Source organism: Micromonospora sp. FIMYZ51 (genome assembly GCF_038246755.1).
Taxonomy (GTDB): domain Bacteria; phylum Actinomycetota; class Actinomycetes; order Mycobacteriales; family Micromonosporaceae; genus Micromonospora.
Window position 1 is genome coordinate 3679818 of record NZ_CP134706.1, and the last position, 16207, is coordinate 3696024.

The window sequence follows — 16207 nt, forward strand, 5'->3', positions numbered from 1 at the left end:
CAGCTGGCGGTGGCGGGCGGGTGGTGGTGGGAAGAATGCCGCCCGTGGAGTTGGATCCGTTGACCGTGTCGACCCTGCTGGCCGCTGCTGCTGTTGCCGGGTGGGTGGACGCTGTGGTGGGTGGTGGTGGCTTGTTGCTGCTGCCGGCGTTGTTGGTGGCGGCGCCGGGGATGCCGCCGGCGACCGCGTTGGGTACGAACAAGTTGGCGGCGATCGCGGGTACGGCGACGGCGGCGGTGACGTACGCCCGCCGCACGAAGATCGATTGGGCGGTGGCCGGGCCGGCGGCGGTGTTGGCGGTGCTCTGTGCCGGGTTGGGTGCGGCGTTGGCGGGGGCGGTGCCGCCGGCGGCGTATCGGCCGGTGGTGTTGGTGGTGCTGTTGTCGGTGGCGTTGTTCGTGGTGCTGCGGCCGAGTTTGGGGACGGTGGCGGTGCCGGGGCGGCGGACCCGGGTGCGGATGGTGGTGGCGGTGGTGGTCGCCGGGGTCGGTATCGCCACCTATGACGGGTTGATCGGTCCGGGTACGGGCACGTTTCTGGTGGTGGCGTTCACGGCGCTGGTGGGTGCGGATTTCGTGCACGGTTCGGCGATGGCGAAGGTGGTCAACGCGGGGACCAATGCGGGGGCGTTGGCGGTGTTCGCGGTGACCGGCAACGTGTGGTGGTTGCTGGGTGCGGCGATGGCGGTGTGCAACATCGTCGGTGCGATGGTGGGTGCGCGGATGGCGTTGCGGCGGGGGGCGGGGTTCGTCCGGGTGGTGTTGCTGGTGGTGGTGTTGGCGTTGGTGGGCAAGCTCGGCTACGACCAGTGGTTGGCCGGGTGAGGGTGCCGGTCGCCGGCGTGTGATCATCGGCGGATGGTGGTGCGTGCGGAACATGACCGGGAGGTGTTGGCGGCGCTGCTGGGTCGGGATCCGCGGTTGCACGCCTACGAGTTGGGTGATCTCGACGAGTTCTTCTGGCCGTACACGTCGTGGTTTCGGCGCGGCGAGGCGGTGGCGTTGCTGTTTCACGGTGCGCGGCCACCGACGTTGCTGGCGTTGTCGGCTCCGGCGGGGGTCGGTGAGTTGGCGGCGTTGCTGGGTGAGTTGGCGCCGGTGTTGCCGGCGCGGTTCGACGCGCATCTGTCGCCGGGGTTGGAGCGGGTGTTTGGTGACTCGTTCCGGGTGGTGTCGCGGGGTCTGCATCTGAAGATGGCGTTGACCGATCCGGGACGGTTGGCGGCGGTGCGGCCGGCTGGGGTGTTGCTGGATCGGGAGGATCTACCGGGGCTGCGGGAGCTGTACGCGGCGGCGTACCCGGGTAACTGGTTCGATGCGCGGATGGTGGACACCGGCCGGTATGTGGGGGTGCGTGCCGGTGCGGCGGTGGTGGCGGTGGCCGGGGTGCACGTGTACTCCCCCGCCTATCGGGTGGCGGCGCTGGGCAACGTGACGACGCATCCGGATTGGCGGCGGCGGGGGTTGGCGGCGGCGGTGGTGGCGCGGTTGTGTGCCCTGCTGCGCGCCGATGTCGATCATGTGACGCTGAATGTGCAGGCGGACAATGTCGCGGCGGTGCGGCTCTACGAGGGGTTGGGGTTCAGTCGGGTGGCCGGTTACGGGGAGTTCGAGTTGTCGGCCGTTCTCGGCTGAGCCCGGGTGTCGGCGGTGGCGGGATTGTGGTGGTTGGTGGCGGTGGGTTGGCGGCAGAATGCGCGGATGACTCAGGCAACGTTGCGTACCGCCCGGATCGTGTTGGTGCCGTTGGCCGACGAGCATCTGCCGGGTGAGATCGAGCTGGACGCGGATCCGGAGGTGATGCGTCACCTGGGGCCGGTGCGGTCGGCCGAGGAGGTGCGTGCGGTGCACGGGCGGCGGTTGGCGGTGGCCCGGCAGGCGCCGGGGTTGGGGTTCTGGGCCGGTCTGGTCGGCGGTGAGTTCGTCGGCTGGTGGTTGCTGGAGCCGCCGCAGCGTCCCGATCAGGGGCCGGTGGCGGGGCAGGCCGAGTTGGGTTACCGGCTGCTGCGCCGGTGGTGGCGGCGGGGCTTGGCCAGTGAGGGGGCCCGGGAGTTGGTGCGGCATGGTTTCGCCGAGTTGGGGCTGCGGCGGGTGTTCGCCGAGACGATGGCGGTGAACGTCGCGTCGCGGGCGACGATGGCGGCGGTGGGGATGCGGTATGTGCGCACGTTCCACCAGTCGTGGCCGGATCCGCTGCCGGGTACGCAGTGGGGTGAGGTGGAGTACGAGATCACCCGGGCGCGGTGGGTGGCGGGTGCGGTACCCACCGGCCGGGGTGGTTCAGCTGCGTCGGGAGGAGTCGAAGCGGCCGGCGCGGATCTCGCGTAGGGCGCGGCGGCGGACGTCGCCGCGCAGGGTGTCGACGTAGAGGCGGCCGTGCAGGTGGTCGGTCTCGTGTTGCAGGGCGCGGGCGAGGAAGCCGCTGCCGGCGATGGTGAGGGGTTCGCCGTGCTGGTCGAAGCCGTGGGCGGTGGCGTGCAGGGCGCGGGGGGTCGGGAAGTACAGGCCGGGGATGGAGAGGCAGCCTTCGTCGTCGTCGGCGAGTTCGGTGGACAGTTCCACCGTGGGGTTGATCATGTGGCCGCGGTGGCCGTCGGCGTCGTAGACGAAGACCTGGGCGCTGACGCCGATCTGTGGTGCGGCGACGCCGGCGCGGCCGGGTGCGCCGAGCAGGGTGTCCATCAAGTCGGTGACCAGTGCGCGCAGTTCGGTGTCGAAGCTGGTGATCGGCTCGCAGGGGGTGCGTAGCACCGGGTCGCCGATGATTCGGATGTCGCGCATCGTCATGGCGGCAAGGTTATCGGTAGGTGGTGTCGGGTCGGGTTCTGCGGCTGGTCGCCTGGAGTGTCGTCCGGGGGCGCTCAGCCGGGGGCGCTCAGCTGAGGGCGGCGCGTACCGGTGCGGTTTTGGCTGCCGCCTCGGCGACTTCGGCGTCGGGGTCGCTGTCCCAGGTGATGCCGCCGCCGGCCCAGACGTGCACGGCGGTGGTGTCCACGGCGGCGGTGCGGATGGTCAGGCCGAGGTCGAGGTGGTCGGGTCCGACCCAGCCGAGGGCGCCCATGCTGGCGCCCCGGCCGACTGGTTCGAGGGCGGCGATGCGGTCCAGGGCGGCGAGTTTGGGTGCGCCGGTGACGGATCCGCCGGGGCAGACGGCGCGTAGCAGGTCGGCCAGGCCGAGGCCGTCGGCGACGTGGGCGCGGATGGTGGATTCGGCCTGCCACAGCTGGCACCAGCGGCGTACGGCGAACAGTTCGTCGACGCGGACGCTGCCGGTGGCGGCGACGCGGGCCAGGTCGTTGCGTTCCAGGTCGACGATCATGATGTGTTCGGCGCGTTCCTTGGCGGAGGTGAGCAGGTCGGTGCGGCCGGCGGCGGTGGCCGGGCGGGTGCCTTTGATGGGGCGGGTGGTCAGGGTGCCCTGGTGCAGTTCGATGAGGGTTTCCGGGCTGGCGCAGCCGATGGCCCAGCCGGTGCCGGTCAGTACGCCGCCGTAGCGGGCGCCGGGTAGCTGGCCGAGGCGGGTCAGGGCCGGTAGTGGGTCGCCGGTGTATGCGGCGGCGGCGTGGCCGACCAGGTTGACCTGGTAGACGTCGCCGCGGCCGATGGCGTGGCGGACGGCGGTGACGGCGTCGGCGTGCTGGCGTGGGCTCCAGCTTTCCGTCCACGGTCCGGGTGTCCAGGGCGTCGGTGGGTCGGGTTGGCGGGCCGCCGGTGGGTGGGCGCGGGGTGCGGGTGGGTCGGCGTGGCCGTAGACGACGACGGCGACCTCGGGCAGGTCGGCGGGGTTGGTCGCGCCGGTGGCGCCGCCGACGAGCAGGGCGCCGGCGGCGGCGGAGAAGTAGACGGCGGCGCCGCAGACGCCGGTCGGGTCGGGTGGGGTGGCCGGGCGGGCCAGGTCGTGCAGGGGCAGGCCGTGGGCGGCGAGGAACTCCTCGGTGCGGGCGGCGGGGTCGCCGCCGTCGGTGGGGCGCCACTGCCAGCGGGCGCGTTCGACGAGTCGGCCACGGTAGGCGGCGGGGGTGGCGGGGGGATCGGCCACCATCTGTGGGAGCGCTTCCACGCCGTACGGGCGGTTCCTGCTCATCCGTTCAGCGGATTTCCCACGCACCACGCGGACACCTGCTCGATGCGGCATGCTTTTGCTTGGTACTGTGCGTCACTGGTCATGTGAACCATGACACAGTGCCCCCACAGTCCGGAGAACCCGATGTGCCAGCACCAACCCACCTGCCCCTCCGCCGAAGCCACCGACCGGGAAGCTGCCAAGGTCATCGCCTGCTTTCCTGAGCAGGGCTGGAGCCTGCTCTGCAACGGGGTCATCGTCTTCGAGGACACCGGTGAGCTGCTGCCCGACGGCAGCAGCATCGCACCACACCGTGGCCCCGCCCGACACGCCCTCGCCGCCTGAGACGCTCACCAACCGTCACGACCTTTTCCGCGTCGCCCCAGGCTAGCCGCCGTACCAGCGAGGTCAGCAGCCAGGTCGGCGAGACGCCGGCACCTCAGCTTTCGTACGCCTGAGGTGCCGGGCACGAGCACACCAGATTCCGGTCGCCGTAGCCGCCGTCGACCCGACGAACCGGCGGCCAGTACTTCCCCGTCCGGTCCACCCCGTCCGGGTAGCCACCCACCGACCGAGGATAGGGGTGCGGCCACTCGTCACCGGTCAGCATCGCCGCCGTGTGCGGCGCGTTGGCCAGGGGGTTGTCTCCCGCCGGCCACTCACCCGCACCCACCTTGTCGATCTCCGCCCGGATGGCGATCATCGCATCGCAGAACCGGTCCAACTCGGCCAGGTCCTCGCTCTCGGTCGGCTCCACCATCAAGGTCCCCGCCACCGGGAACGACATCGTCGGCGCGTGGAAGCCGTAGTCGATCAGCCGCTTCGCCACGTCGTCCACGCTCACCCCGGTCGCCTTCGTCAACGGCCGCAGGTCCAGGATGCACTCGTGCGCCACCAGGCCCTTGTTGCCCGCGTACAGCACCGGGAAATGCTGCCGCAGCCGCGCCGCCACGTAGTTGGCCGCCAACACCGCCACGCCGGTGGCCCGGGTCAACCCGTCGCCGCCCATCATCCGCAGATACGCCCACGGGATCGGCAGGATGCCCGCCGACCCGTACCGGGCCGCCGAGATCGCCGGCCGCCCCGGCACCGGCGCCCCGCCCGGGTCGCCGGGCAGAAACGGCGCCAGATGCGCCCGTACCGCCACCGGCCCCACCCCCGGGCCGCCCCCGCCGTGCGGGATGCAGAACGTCTTGTGCAGGTTCAGATGTGACACGTCGGCCCCGAACCGGCCCGGCTTGGCGAACCCGACAAGCGCGTTGAGGTTCGCCCCGTCGACGTAGACCTGACCACCGGCGTCGTGCACCTTCGCGCACAGCGACGCCACACCGGTCTCGTACACCCCGTGCGTCGACGGGTACGTCACCATGATCGCGGCGAGCGCGTCCCGATGCTTGTCGATCTTCGTGTCGAGGTCGACCAGGTCGACGTTGCCGCCGGCGTCGCAGCCGACCACCACCACCCGCATCCCGGCCATCACCGCGCTGGCGGCGTTGGTGCCGTGCGCCGACGACGGGATCAGACACACGTCCCGATGCCCCTCGCCCCGGCTGCGGTGATACGCCCGGATCGCCAGCAACCCGGCCAACTCCCCCTGCGAACCGGCGTTGGGCTGCACACTCACCGCGTCGTAGCCGGTCACCTCCGCCAGCCAGCCCTCCAACTGGCCGATCAACTCCCGGTAGCCGGCGGTCTGCTCCGCCGGCGCCAACGGATGCACGTCGGCGAACTGCGGCCAGCTCACCGGCTCCATCTCGACCGTCGCGTTCAGCTTCATCGTGCACGACCCCAACGGGATCATGCCCCGGTCCAGGGCATAGTCGAAGTCGGCAAGCCGGCGCAGGTAACGCAGCATCGCCGTCTCCGAATGATGGGTGCGGAACACCGGGTGGGTGAGGAAGTCGCCGGTACGCGCCAACGCCGCCGGAATCGTCGCGGCCACCGCACCGTCGAAGGGCGGCACGTCGAACGCCGCCCACACCGCCGCCAGATGCGCATCGGTGGTGGTCTCGTCACAGCTGATCCCCACCCGGTCGGCGTCGACCAGCCGCAGGTTGACGTTGCGCGCCGCCGCGGCGGCCACCACCTGCGCGGCCCGGCCCGGCACCGTCGCGGTCACCGTGTCGAAGAACGTCACGTCGGCCACCGACACCCCACCGGCGCGCAGCCCCGCCGCCAACCGCACCGCCAGCTCATGGGTGCGCGTGGCGATCCGACGCAACCCGTCCGGGCCGTGGTAGACCGCGTACATGCTGGCCATCACCGCCAGCAGCACCTGCGCGGTGCAGATGTTGCTTGTCGCCTTCTCCCGACGGATGTGCTGCTCCCGGGTCTGCAACGCCAACCGGTACGCCGGGTCACCGGCCGCGTCCCGAGACACCCCGACCAGCCGGCCGGGCAGCATCCGCGCCAACCCCGAACGCACCGCCAGGTAGCCGGCGTGCGGCCCACCGAACCCCATCGGTACGCCGAAGCGCTGGGTGGTGCCGACGGCGATGTCGGCCCCGACCGCACCGGGCGCCCGCAGCAGCGTCAACGCCAACAGGTCCGCCGCCACCGTGACCAGGGCACCGGCGGCGTGCGCGGCCTCGACCAGCGGGGCGTGGTCACGCACCGCCCCACCCGCCCCCGGATACTGCAAATGCAGGCCGAAGAACTCGGCCGGCAAGGCGTCGGCGTCGACGTCGAGCACCCGCACCTCGATACCGAGCGGCTCCGCCCGGCCGGCGATCACCGCGATGGTCTGCGGCAGGGTGTCCGCGTCGACCACGTACACCCGGCTGGGACTCTTCGACGCCCGCCGCGCCAACGTCATCGCCTCGGCCGCCGCCGTGGCCTCGTCGAGCATCGACGCGTTCGCCGTGGCCAGACCGGTCAGGTCCGACACCATCGTCTGGAAGTTCAGCAACGCCTCCAGCCGACCCTGGCTGATCTCCGGCTGGTACGGCGTGTACGCGGTGTACCAGGCCGGATTCTCCAGCACGTTGCGGCGGATCACCGCCGGGGTGTGCGTACCGTGATACCCCAACCCGATCATCGACACCGCGACGGTGTTGCGCCCGGCCAGCGCCCGCAACTCGGCAAGCGCCTCCTGCTCGCTGGCCGGCTCCGGCAGATCCAGCCGGCCGTGCCAGCGGATCACCTCGGGAATCGCGGCGTCCATCAACTCGTCGATCGAGGCGTACCCGACAGCGTCCAGCATGCGGCGTTCCTCGTCGGGACGAGGGCCGATGTGCCGGTCGGCGAACGGTGCTGCGGTCATGGGCGGCGCTCCTGCGGGGCGGGGTCGACAGGTCGGCCCTCCCCCTCTGTCACACCCGCGGGCGCTCCACAGTGCCTGTCCCGACGCGGTCCTTTTGCCTGAGAGGTTCCGGGGAGGATTTGCCCCTTCGGCGCCGCTGCGGCTCTCGCCAAGCGGTCTCTCCCACGTGGGTGCTACCGGCGCGATCAACGCTACCAGCGGGCGTGTTTCCGGCGCGTGTCATCCCCCGGCTCCACGCACATCCACCGGGCACGTCCGATCCGCAAGCGCCGGCAGCAGCACACCCAACGGGGCGTCCACCGTCACGCTCGCGTACGCGTCACCGCGGGTCGGGCCCTGGTTGACGATCGCCACCGCGACCCCGTCCCGGGCCGCCCGCGACACGAACCGCCGCCCCGACAGCACCGTCAACGACGAACCCAACACCAGCAGCAGCCGGGCCGCGGCCACCATCGCGAAACACCGGGCGACCCGGTCGGCCGGAACCGTCTCACCGAAGAACACCACGTCCGGTTTGAGCATCCCCGTGCCACATACCGCGCAGTCCACCACCCGGAACCCGGCCACCACGTCGTCGTCGAGGTCGACGTCGCCGTCGGGGTTGACCGCCACCGCGCGGGCCGCGAAACCCGCATTGGCGCCGGCCAGCCGCCCATGCAGCTCCTCCCGCGAGGTGCCGGCCCCGCAGTCCAGACACCGCACCTGGTCGAGGCGGCCGTGCAGCTCCACCACCTGCCGGGCACCGGCGACCGTGTGCAGACCGTCGACGTTCTGGGTGATGATCCCGTCGACCAGGCCGGCGCGTTGCAGCCGCGTCACCGCCCGATGCCCGTCGTTGGGGGCCGCCCGCGCGATCGTGCGCCACCCCACGTGACTCCGCGCCCAGTACCGCTGCCGGGCCCGCGCGTCACGCACAAAGCTCTGGTACGTCATCGGCGTGTGCCGGCGCGCCACCCCGTTCGGCCCCCGATAGTCCGGAATGCCCGACTCGGTGGAGAGGCCGGCGCCACTGAGCACCACCACCCCACCGCTCGACACCAACTCCGCCAGCCGCTGCACCCGCTCACTCACCCACCCATGCTGCCTCGCCGCCCACCCCGGCGGCGAGTCCGGCAGGCCGACCCACCGGCCGGTAGGTTCGCCATCATGCGCATCGTCATCGCCGGAGGCCACGGCAAGATCGCCCGACTGCTCGCCCGGGAACTCACCGACCACGGTCACCTCGCCGTCGGCCTCATCCGCAACCCCGCCCACGCCGCCGACCTCACCGCAGCCGGAACCCACCCGATACGGTGCGACCTGGAACACACCGACGTCGACACACTCGCCGCCCACCTCACCGACGCCGACGCCGTCGTCTTCGCCGCCGGCGCCGGCCCCGGCAGCGGCGCCACCCGCAAGGACACCGTCGACCGCGCCGCCGCCGTGCTACTCGCCGACGCCGCCCAGGCCGCAGGCGTCCGCCGCTACCTGCTGGTCTCCTCGATGGGCGTGCAGCAGCCCCCCGCAGCCGGCACCAACGAGGTGTGGGCGGCGTACCTGCGCGCCAAAAAAGCCGCCGAGGACGACATCGCCCGCCGCGACCTGGACGCCACCATCCTGCGCCCCGGACAACTCACCGACGACGAACCCACCGGCCGCATCACCCTGGCCCGACACGTGCCCTACGGCACGGTCACCCGCGCCGACGTGGCAGGCGTCCTCGCCGCCCTGCTGACCACACCCGCCACCGCCGGCCTGACCCTCGAACTGGTCAACGGCGACACCCCCCTCGCCGAGGCGCTGCACACCGTCGCGCCCGCGTGAGGACCCGGCGTCGGGTCACCGCTGACCGTGCCGCGGCACCGGCGAGCCGGCACCCACCGCCGCCGCACCCGGATCCTGCCCCAGCCGCTGCATCGTGCGCGCCAACTGCTCACCACCCTCGTCCAGATGCCGCGCCGCCGCCCGCATGTGCGAGATCATCATCTCGCCGTAGATACGCAGCGCCTCCCGCGCGGCCACCCCGTCGTCGAACGTCACACCCGCCGACGAGCGATACTCCTGCACCGCCCGCTCCGCCTCCTGCCGCGCCTCCTCCGCCGCCGCCCGCAGATAACTCTCGTACTGGGTCCGGGCGTACTCGGCGACCCGCCGCGCATAGTCATGCGCCTGCGCGATGATCTGCTCAGCCTCCCGCTGCGCCGCCGACAGCAGATTCACCTCCTTCGCCGCCGGCAGCTTCGACCCCCGCCCCGAACTCGGAATCACCCCGTGCCGGTGCAACTCCACGTGCGCACCCAGCCGCTCGTTCTCCGCCCGCAGGTTCGCCACCTGCGTCGCCAGCAGATCCAACTCCTCGGCCACCTGCATCCGGAACCGGTCCACATCGGCGTGGTCATAGCCGCGCCGGGCGAACGACGTCGACCCGAACTCCCAACGCCGCACCCGGTCCGCGGTCATGCGCACCTGCACACCACCGGAAACCTCAGCACCGTCGTACCTGCCGAGGTGCGCAGCGCCCACCACCGCGGACCGCCCCCCACGGCTACCTGCCTCACTCACGCCGCACCTCCGCAATCGTCAGGGACGGCCGGCGTCTGCACCGCCGTCCGCCACGCCGGGCCATACCACTGCCGCCCCAGAGCCTCGTGATGCAGCTGCCCGAGGTGATAACCGGACCGGCTCAACGTCGCCACCGTCCGCGACACCATGTCATCGGAACCACACACGTACACCTGCCGGGACCGCCAGTCACCGTCGGCCACCGCCCGATCCACCGGATACACGAACTCCCCCGGCCGGTTCAGGTCCAACCCCACCACCTGCGTCACCGTCAACCACGGATGCGACGCGGCCAACTTGTCGACCGCCTCACCGTCGTAGAACTCACCCCGCGACCGAGCCCCCAGATACAGGTCGACCCGACGCGGAGAACCCTCCGCCGCCACCTGCTCCACCAACGCCTTCAACGGCGCCCAACCGGTCCCACCGGCCAGCAGCAACAGATCCGCCGACCCGGCCGAGCGCAACGTCAACCCGTCACCCACCGGCGCCGCCAGATGCAACTGGTCACCCGGTGCACACCCGTACACCAGCCGCGACGACACCACCCCACCCGGGGCCGCCCGCACGTGCAACTCCAGGGTGCCGTCCGCACGCGGCACGTTCGCCGGCGTGTAGTACCGCCACGACCGCACCGCCGGATGCGACACCCCGATCGACTGACCCGGCGTGAACGGCAGCAGATACTGCGGACGCAACGTCAACACCGCCACATCGAAACCCCGCCGCTCATGACCGACCACCTCGGCCACCCACCACGGCGGCTGCACCGCCTCGGCGGCCTGCGCCGCCTCGGTCATCACCTTCGCCACCAACCCGTACGCCGACGCCCAGTCCTGCGCCAACTCGTCGGTCCACTGCTCCGCCAGGAAATGCCGCAACGTCGCCAGCAACGCCTCACCCACCGCCGGGTAATGCTCCGCCCGCACCGCGAACTTACGGTGGTCGGCACCCAACTGCTGAAGGTAACCGACCAGCCGGTCGACCTGATCCACTTCGGACACGACGTGCCCGAGCGCGGCGACCAGCCGGTCCCGCTGACCGGCCATGTTGGTCGGAAACATCTGCCGGATCTCGGGATATGCCAGAAACAGCGTCGAGTAGAAGTAGAGCGGCACCTGGTCGCCGTGCGCGGCGACCAGGGACCAACTCTGCTTCAGCCGGGACACGTCCACGCTCAGGCGTCCGCCCGCTGCCCGGCGGCCACCACCTGGTCCTGCACCTGCGCCAGCACCGCCTGCACATCAGCGATGATGTCGTCAGCCACGCCCAACTGCGTCAACACCGCCGTCAGATGCCCACCCACCTTGACGTAGTGCGCCACCGAAATGTTCAGCGGCTGATGCGCGGTGGCCAGATCCCGGCCGGTGTACTCGTTCGGCCCACCCAACACCACGGTCAACATCAACGCCAGATGCCGACGCTGCCCCACCATGTCCACCTCGGTGAAGTAGCCGGCCAACTCCGGATCGGCCAACACCCGGTCGTAGAACAGGTCGACAGCGGCCTTGACCGCGCCGGCCCCGCCGATCCGGGTGAAATGCGAGCCAGACGTGCTCTCTTCGGTAACCGTCACCGGTCGTTTCCTTCCATGGGACACGGGGATGCCGCGGCATCGGCGCGCGGGAACGACGATCCGTCGGCGCGTCAACGGCCACCACACGCCAGGCAGACCGTGACGGACGATAGCGCGCCACGCCGCCCCCGTCAGGACCCACCGATCAGCTCGCGGACAGCAGCCAGACACGAAGAGTCACCAAACATCGGTTCACCATCGACCGAATGCAGTCACCCCAACACGACATGTGATCGCGGTAGGCGGCACCTCGGCCCACCACCGAGCCGGCCGACAGTCCCACAACCCCACACTGGCCAGTACCGACAGCGCCACCGCCCGGCCGCCGCGAAGCACCAGCCACGCCGACACCCGCCTGACCGAACCAGGACGCAGCGTGAAGAAAAAGAACACCGAAGAGCGGCCGAAAACTCTCATCAACCGGGCGGTAACGACTCAGCCTCGCCCACGACCCGGCCGACACCCCGCCGGAAACCGACCGAAGGTCTCAGCCCGCCCGACGCCGCGCCCGACGCGCCGCCAACTCGTCGCCCACCGGCAACTCCTGCGGCTCCGACTCCACCGCCACCCCCACCGGCTCCGCCGGAAGATGCGACAACGAACCCTGGATCTCCTTGAACGCCCCACCGATCGCGATACCGAACACCCCCTGGCCGCCCTGCAACAGGTCAACCACCTCCTCCGGAGAACGACACTCGTAGACAGTCGTCCCATCGGAGATCAACGTGATGCCCGCCAGATCCTCCACCCCACGCGACCGCAACGCCTCGATCGCCTTACGGATGTTCTGCAACGACACCCCGGCGTCCAACAACCGCTTCACGACCTTCAACACCACCAGGTCCCGAAACGAGTACAACCGTTGCGTGCCCGAACCCGACGCGTCCCGCACACTCGGCACCACCAACGCCGTACGCGCCCAGTAGTCCAGCTGCCGATAGCTGATCCCCACCGCATGGCACGCCGTCACGCCCCGGTATCCCACCGCACCGTCACCGTCAGTCGCCGAACCAGGCATCCCACCCGACTCGTCCCGCCCGGTAAACCGATCGGAATCTCGCGGCTCGTGCATCCGGACAACCTCCCCGTCAGTGCGGTGACACGTCGTTTCCGGGACGCGCACCCCTCGACACGGCAACCCTATAGCGACGGCCCAGGGTTACCACGGAGAAACCGTCGCGACACGCCGCGCGCCGACAACGACGATCATCACCATCACCGAGAGTGACACCCCGGCGGGGAAAGACAAAGCCCGACCAACACGGCGGACCACCGGCTCAACCGGCGAAATCCTCCGGACTGACCTGCTCCAGGAACTCCCGGAACTTCTCCACCTCGTCCTCCTGCTCATCGGGAATCACAATCCCCGCCTCACTGAGGACCTGCTCGGCACAACGAATCGGCGCACCGACCCGCAACGCCAACGCGATCGAATCACTGGGCCGAGCCGACACCCGCACCCCATCACCGATCAACAGATCAGCGAAGAACACGTTCTCCTTGAGCTCGGTGATCTCCACCGCCCGCAACGGCGCCTTCAACGCCGCCAACACATCCCGCAGAAGATCGTGGGTCAACGGCCGGGCCGGCTTGACACCCTGCTGCTCATAAGCGATCGCCGTCGCCTCGACCGCGCCGATCCAGATCGGCAGATAGCGGTCCCCCTCGACCTCCCTGAGCAGGACGATCGGCTGGTTACTGGGCAGCTCCACCCGAACCCCGACCACGCTCAGCTCGCGCACCGCCGCCTCCGTGTCGTTGTCACCTGCGCCGCACCGCGCCCTTCCCTGCACGGTACACGGACCGCGACACGGCCGTACCATGCGCTTCCCGCACCCGACGCCCGCGCCAAGACAAGGGTTACCCCGCCAAGCCTACGCCACGCACCGGAACACCCACCGACGCCCGACACGACCCTCACCGACCCAACGTCGAGCGCAACCCCACCCGCACCAACGCCGCATGCAACTGCTGCGACAGCGCCTCCAACTCCCGCGCCGCCTCCGCCGCCCGCGCCCGCGCCGCCGGATCACTCTGCCGCGCCAACGGCGCCACCAACTGCGCGAACAAACCCACCTCCCGGTCCGCCGCCGTCCGATAGCCACGCAGATGCCGCGGCTGGAACCCGTACGACGCCAGACCAGCCACCGCCTGCGCGATGATCAACGCATCGCCGTCGTACCAACCCGGCGGATCCGACACCACCAGCCCGAGCCGCTCCAACTCCCCGAACGTCGAAGAGTCCAACCCACTACGCGCCAGCAACTCCGTCCGATCCAGGCGCACCTGAGCCGACTCGACCGGCGCCGACGCGACACGCCCCGGCACCTCACCATCCGGCCCCACCGCCACCAACGCCGGCCGGGACCGCTCCGGCGCCTCACCCGAGGCGTCCCACTGCGCCAACTGCTCCCGGATCACCCGCAACGGCAGATACTGATCCCGCTGCGCCGTCAGCACGAACCGCAGCCGCGCCACATCGTCCCAGCCGTACTTCCGATAGCCCGCCGCCGTACGCTGCGGCTCCACCAGGCCCTCGGCCTCAAGGAACCGCAGCTTCGAAATGGTGACGTCGGGAAAATCCGCCCGCAACTGCGCCAGCACCTCGCCGATGCTCATCAACGGCTGGGCACGACCCGCCCCGGACGGCGTGGAGGCCGCAGGCTCGTTCACCCCCGGCCGGCCTCACCCTCCGGGCGCGGACCGGCAATGAAAACCACCCGGAACTTGCCGATCTGCACCTCGTCACCGTTGCTCAGCGTCGCCGCCTCGACCCGCTCCCGGTTCACGTACGTGCCGTTCAAACTACCCACGTCCCGCACCGTGAACGTGCCACCATCCCGATGGAACTCGGCGTGCCGACGCGACACCGTCACATCGTCGAGGAAAATGTCACTGTCCGGATGCCGCCCACTGGTCGTCACATCGTGATCCAGCAGGAACCGGGCACCAGCGTTCGGACCCCGACGCACCACCAGCAGCGCCATCCCCGGCGGCAGCGACCCGGACATCCGGCTCGGCACCACATCGGTGTCCGGCCCCTCCAGCGCTTCGTCGAGCGAACCGAGATTGAGCGTCGACGTGACGTCGAGCGGGGGGAACTCGTCGCCTGGGCGAGTCATGGGACCACCTCACGGATCTGTTTCGGTCGGCGTCGGGAGACGGCGGGTCTGGCCGCCGGGCGCTCATCCACCCGGCGGCTGGCTCTGCCATGCCTCGAAAGGCTGTCCGCGACGCTCAACAATGGGTTCTCGGTCGACTGGGCGAGCCTAGCCAGCGCCGAAAAACAGGGCAACCGGACGCGCGGCACAGACACCACCGCCGGCACAAGGAAAACGCTCAGCTCTCGGTCAACTCGCGGTACGCATCAGCGGAAAGCAACCCGTCAAGCGACGCCGGATCCGCCACAGTGACCTCCACCAACCACCCCGACCCGTACGGATCCGTGTTGATCACCTCCGGCGTGTCCGTCAACACCTCGTTGCGCGCCGACACCGTCCCGCCCACCGGGGCGTAGATCTCCGACACACTCTTGGTCGACTCGATCTCACCCAACGACTCACCGGCCGCGACCTCCGCACCCGGCTCCGGCAACTGCACGAACACGATGTCGCCAAGAGCGTCCTGCGCGAAATGGGTGATACCGACCCGCACAGCCCCGCCGTCCGCGGCAGCCACCCACTCGTGTTCGGCGGTGTAACGCAGATCCTCAGGAATCACCAGAAAGCGTCCTCATCCGTCCGTACCGACACCGGACCCCGGTGCCGGCCCCACCGGCCTAACCGACCGGGTGGGCGTGTTCCAGCGTGCTCGGCGCGTGCAGCGCCGAAACCTCGGCAACCTCACGATCCTCAACGATCACGTTACCGCCGTCCCTCGCCACCGACGCGACCACCCCACCAGGAATGTTCAGCCCCGTACGCATCGTCGCCGGATCCCCGATCACCGTGATCGTGTACGGCCCCGTCAACCGACGCCCATCCACGATCAACGACCCGCCCTCGCCGTCCAGGAAGTACGTCGACGCCACGATCCGCACCACCGCCCGATCACCACCCGAGATCTGCATCGCCTCCGCCCCGGCACCCCGCAACTCCTGCACCGCATCCAGCACCCGAACCGCCGCGATCGGCTTCGAACCCGCCTCGAACCGCACCGCCAGACCCGTCCCCCGCGCCGGCAACGTACCCGCCAAAATCCCCAACTCGTCCGCCCGCCGACTCGCCTCCTCCAACGCCGCCTGACGCCCCTGCTCACCCGAGCGCAACTGCCGCTGGCTCTCCTCCAACGCCGCGATGTCCTGCCGCAGCCGTATCTCCCGCGCATCCAGGTCATAAAGGATGCGGACCAGATCCTCCTGCCGCGACGTCGACAACGTCGGATCCGTCGACGTGGTCTTCAACTGCACCGCAAGCGTGAAACCCAGCAACACCAGCAACACGCCGATCATCACCGTCGCCGAACTGAACCGCCGCCACGAACCCGCCACCGACCCGCCCGCCGCAGCCGACCCGACCTCCCCGGACTCCCGGCCGCCCACAGCCGGCTCGACCGGCTCACGCTCGACCGGCTCACCAGGCTCGGACTTCACCGGCGGCACCTCACCACCGGCCGGCCGCTGCGGCGACAACGGACTCAACTCGTCCGGATCCGGCGCCTCCGGCCGCGGATCCGGCTCACCCGCCGGACCACCCGGCCGCGCCGGACCCGCCGGCTGCGGCCACCCCGTACCCGTCTCGGTGTGCTCGTCACTCACGCCACAA

At 70.5% G+C, this 16207-nt stretch carries 18 protein-coding genes and 1 riboswitch; of the genes, 5 read left to right on the plus strand and 13 right to left on the minus strand.

Going from position 1 to position 16207, the window contains the following annotated elements; genetic code table 11:
• The first annotated feature begins 35 nt into the window (after positions 1-35).
• The 3 genes from QQG74_RS16700 (at position 36) to QQG74_RS16710 (ending at position 2327) form a co-directional block, all read left to right on the plus strand.
• A complete protein-coding gene (locus QQG74_RS16700; RefSeq protein ID WP_341715699.1) occupies positions 36-824 on the plus strand; it encodes a TSUP family transporter in 789 nt (262 codons plus the stop codon).
• 33 nt (positions 825-857) lie between these two features.
• Positions 858-1634 (plus strand): GNAT family N-acetyltransferase, encoded by a 777-nt coding sequence (locus tag QQG74_RS16705; RefSeq protein WP_341715700.1) that lies wholly within the window; start codon positions 858-860, stop codon positions 1632-1634.
• Positions 1635-1700: 66 nt separating this feature from the next.
• On the plus strand, positions 1701-2327 hold the full coding sequence (locus QQG74_RS16710) for a GNAT family N-acetyltransferase (protein ID WP_341715701.1): 627 nt from the start codon (positions 1701-1703) through the stop codon (positions 2325-2327).
• On the opposite strand, the gene def is transcribed toward QQG74_RS16710, so the two are convergent.
• Complete coding sequence (gene def / locus QQG74_RS16715) at positions 2280-2786, minus strand: peptide deformylase (RefSeq protein WP_341715702.1); 507 nt, start codon at positions 2784-2786, stop codon at positions 2280-2282. The genes QQG74_RS16710 and def overlap by 48 nt on opposite strands.
• Positions 2787-2874: 88 nt before the next feature.
• Positions 2875-4110: a chorismate-binding protein gene (locus tag QQG74_RS16720; protein WP_341715703.1), complete on the minus strand. Its 1236-nt coding sequence runs from the start codon at positions 4108-4110 to the stop codon at positions 2875-2877.
• 96 nt (positions 4111-4206) lie between these two features.
• Here QQG74_RS16720 and QQG74_RS16725 point away from each other — a divergent pair, with 96 nt between their 5' ends.
• Positions 4207-4407, plus strand: coding sequence for a DUF5999 family protein (locus QQG74_RS16725; RefSeq protein WP_341715704.1), 201 nt, complete (start codon positions 4207-4209; stop codon positions 4405-4407).
• 94 nt (positions 4408-4501) lie between these two features.
• On the opposite strand, the gene gcvP is transcribed toward QQG74_RS16725, so the two are convergent.
• Together gcvP and QQG74_RS16735 are read right to left on the minus strand one after the other, a co-directional pair.
• The gene (gcvP, locus tag QQG74_RS16730; protein WP_341715705.1) at positions 4502-7324 is read right to left on the minus strand and encodes an aminomethyl-transferring glycine dehydrogenase; all 2823 of its coding nucleotides are present in this window, start codon (positions 7322-7324) and stop codon (positions 4502-4504) included.
• Positions 7325-7400: 76 nt separating this feature from the next.
• A riboswitch (glycine riboswitch) is annotated at positions 7401-7499 on the minus strand.
• A 44-nt stretch (positions 7500-7543) separates the two neighbouring features.
• Positions 7544-8395, minus strand: coding sequence for an NAD-dependent protein deacetylase (locus QQG74_RS16735; protein WP_341715706.1), 852 nt, complete (start codon positions 8393-8395; stop codon positions 7544-7546).
• Positions 8396-8470: 75 nt separating this feature from the next.
• Between QQG74_RS16735 and QQG74_RS16740 the strand changes: the two genes are divergently transcribed.
• On the plus strand, positions 8471-9130 hold the full coding sequence (locus QQG74_RS16740) for an NAD(P)H-binding protein (protein WP_341715707.1): 660 nt from the start codon (positions 8471-8473) through the stop codon (positions 9128-9130).
• 15 nt (positions 9131-9145) lie between these two features.
• Here QQG74_RS16740 and QQG74_RS16745 read toward each other — a convergent pair whose 3' ends face one another.
• The 9 genes from QQG74_RS16745 to QQG74_RS16785 form a co-directional block, all read right to left on the minus strand.
• Positions 9146-9766, minus strand: a complete 621-nt coding sequence (locus tag QQG74_RS16745) for a cell division protein DivIVA (RefSeq protein WP_341721255.1) — start codon at positions 9764-9766, stop codon at positions 9146-9148.
• Between the two features lie 98 nt (positions 9767-9864).
• Positions 9865-11043, minus strand: a complete 1179-nt coding sequence (locus QQG74_RS16750) for a globin domain-containing protein (protein ID WP_341715708.1) — start codon at positions 11041-11043, stop codon at positions 9865-9867.
• 2 nt (positions 11044-11045) lie between these two features.
• Positions 11046-11444, minus strand: coding sequence for a group 1 truncated hemoglobin (locus QQG74_RS16755; protein ID WP_341715709.1), 399 nt, complete (start codon positions 11442-11444; stop codon positions 11046-11048).
• A 487-nt stretch (positions 11445-11931) separates the two neighbouring features.
• Positions 11932-12516, minus strand: coding sequence for a MerR family transcriptional regulator (locus tag QQG74_RS16760; RefSeq protein WP_341715710.1), 585 nt, complete (start codon positions 12514-12516; stop codon positions 11932-11934).
• A 205-nt stretch (positions 12517-12721) separates the two neighbouring features.
• Positions 12722-13186: a bifunctional nuclease family protein gene (locus QQG74_RS16765; RefSeq protein WP_341715711.1), complete on the minus strand. Its 465-nt coding sequence runs from the start codon at positions 13184-13186 to the stop codon at positions 12722-12724.
• A gap of 175 nt (positions 13187-13361) precedes the next feature.
• Complete coding sequence (locus tag QQG74_RS16770; RefSeq protein ID WP_341721256.1) at positions 13362-14063, minus strand: MerR family transcriptional regulator; 702 nt, start codon at positions 14061-14063, stop codon at positions 13362-13364.
• Positions 14064-14113: 50 nt separating this feature from the next.
• Positions 14114-14566, minus strand: a complete 453-nt coding sequence (locus QQG74_RS16775; RefSeq protein ID WP_189040545.1) for an FHA domain-containing protein — start codon at positions 14564-14566, stop codon at positions 14114-14116.
• A 217-nt stretch (positions 14567-14783) separates the two neighbouring features.
• Complete coding sequence (gene gcvH, locus QQG74_RS16780) at positions 14784-15164, minus strand: glycine cleavage system protein GcvH (RefSeq protein ID WP_341715712.1); 381 nt, start codon at positions 15162-15164, stop codon at positions 14784-14786.
• A gap of 58 nt (positions 15165-15222) precedes the next feature.
• Entirely contained in the window at positions 15223-16200 is a 978-nt protein-coding gene (locus QQG74_RS16785; protein WP_341715713.1) for a DUF881 domain-containing protein, read from the minus strand.
• Positions 16201-16207: the final 7 nt, after the last annotated feature.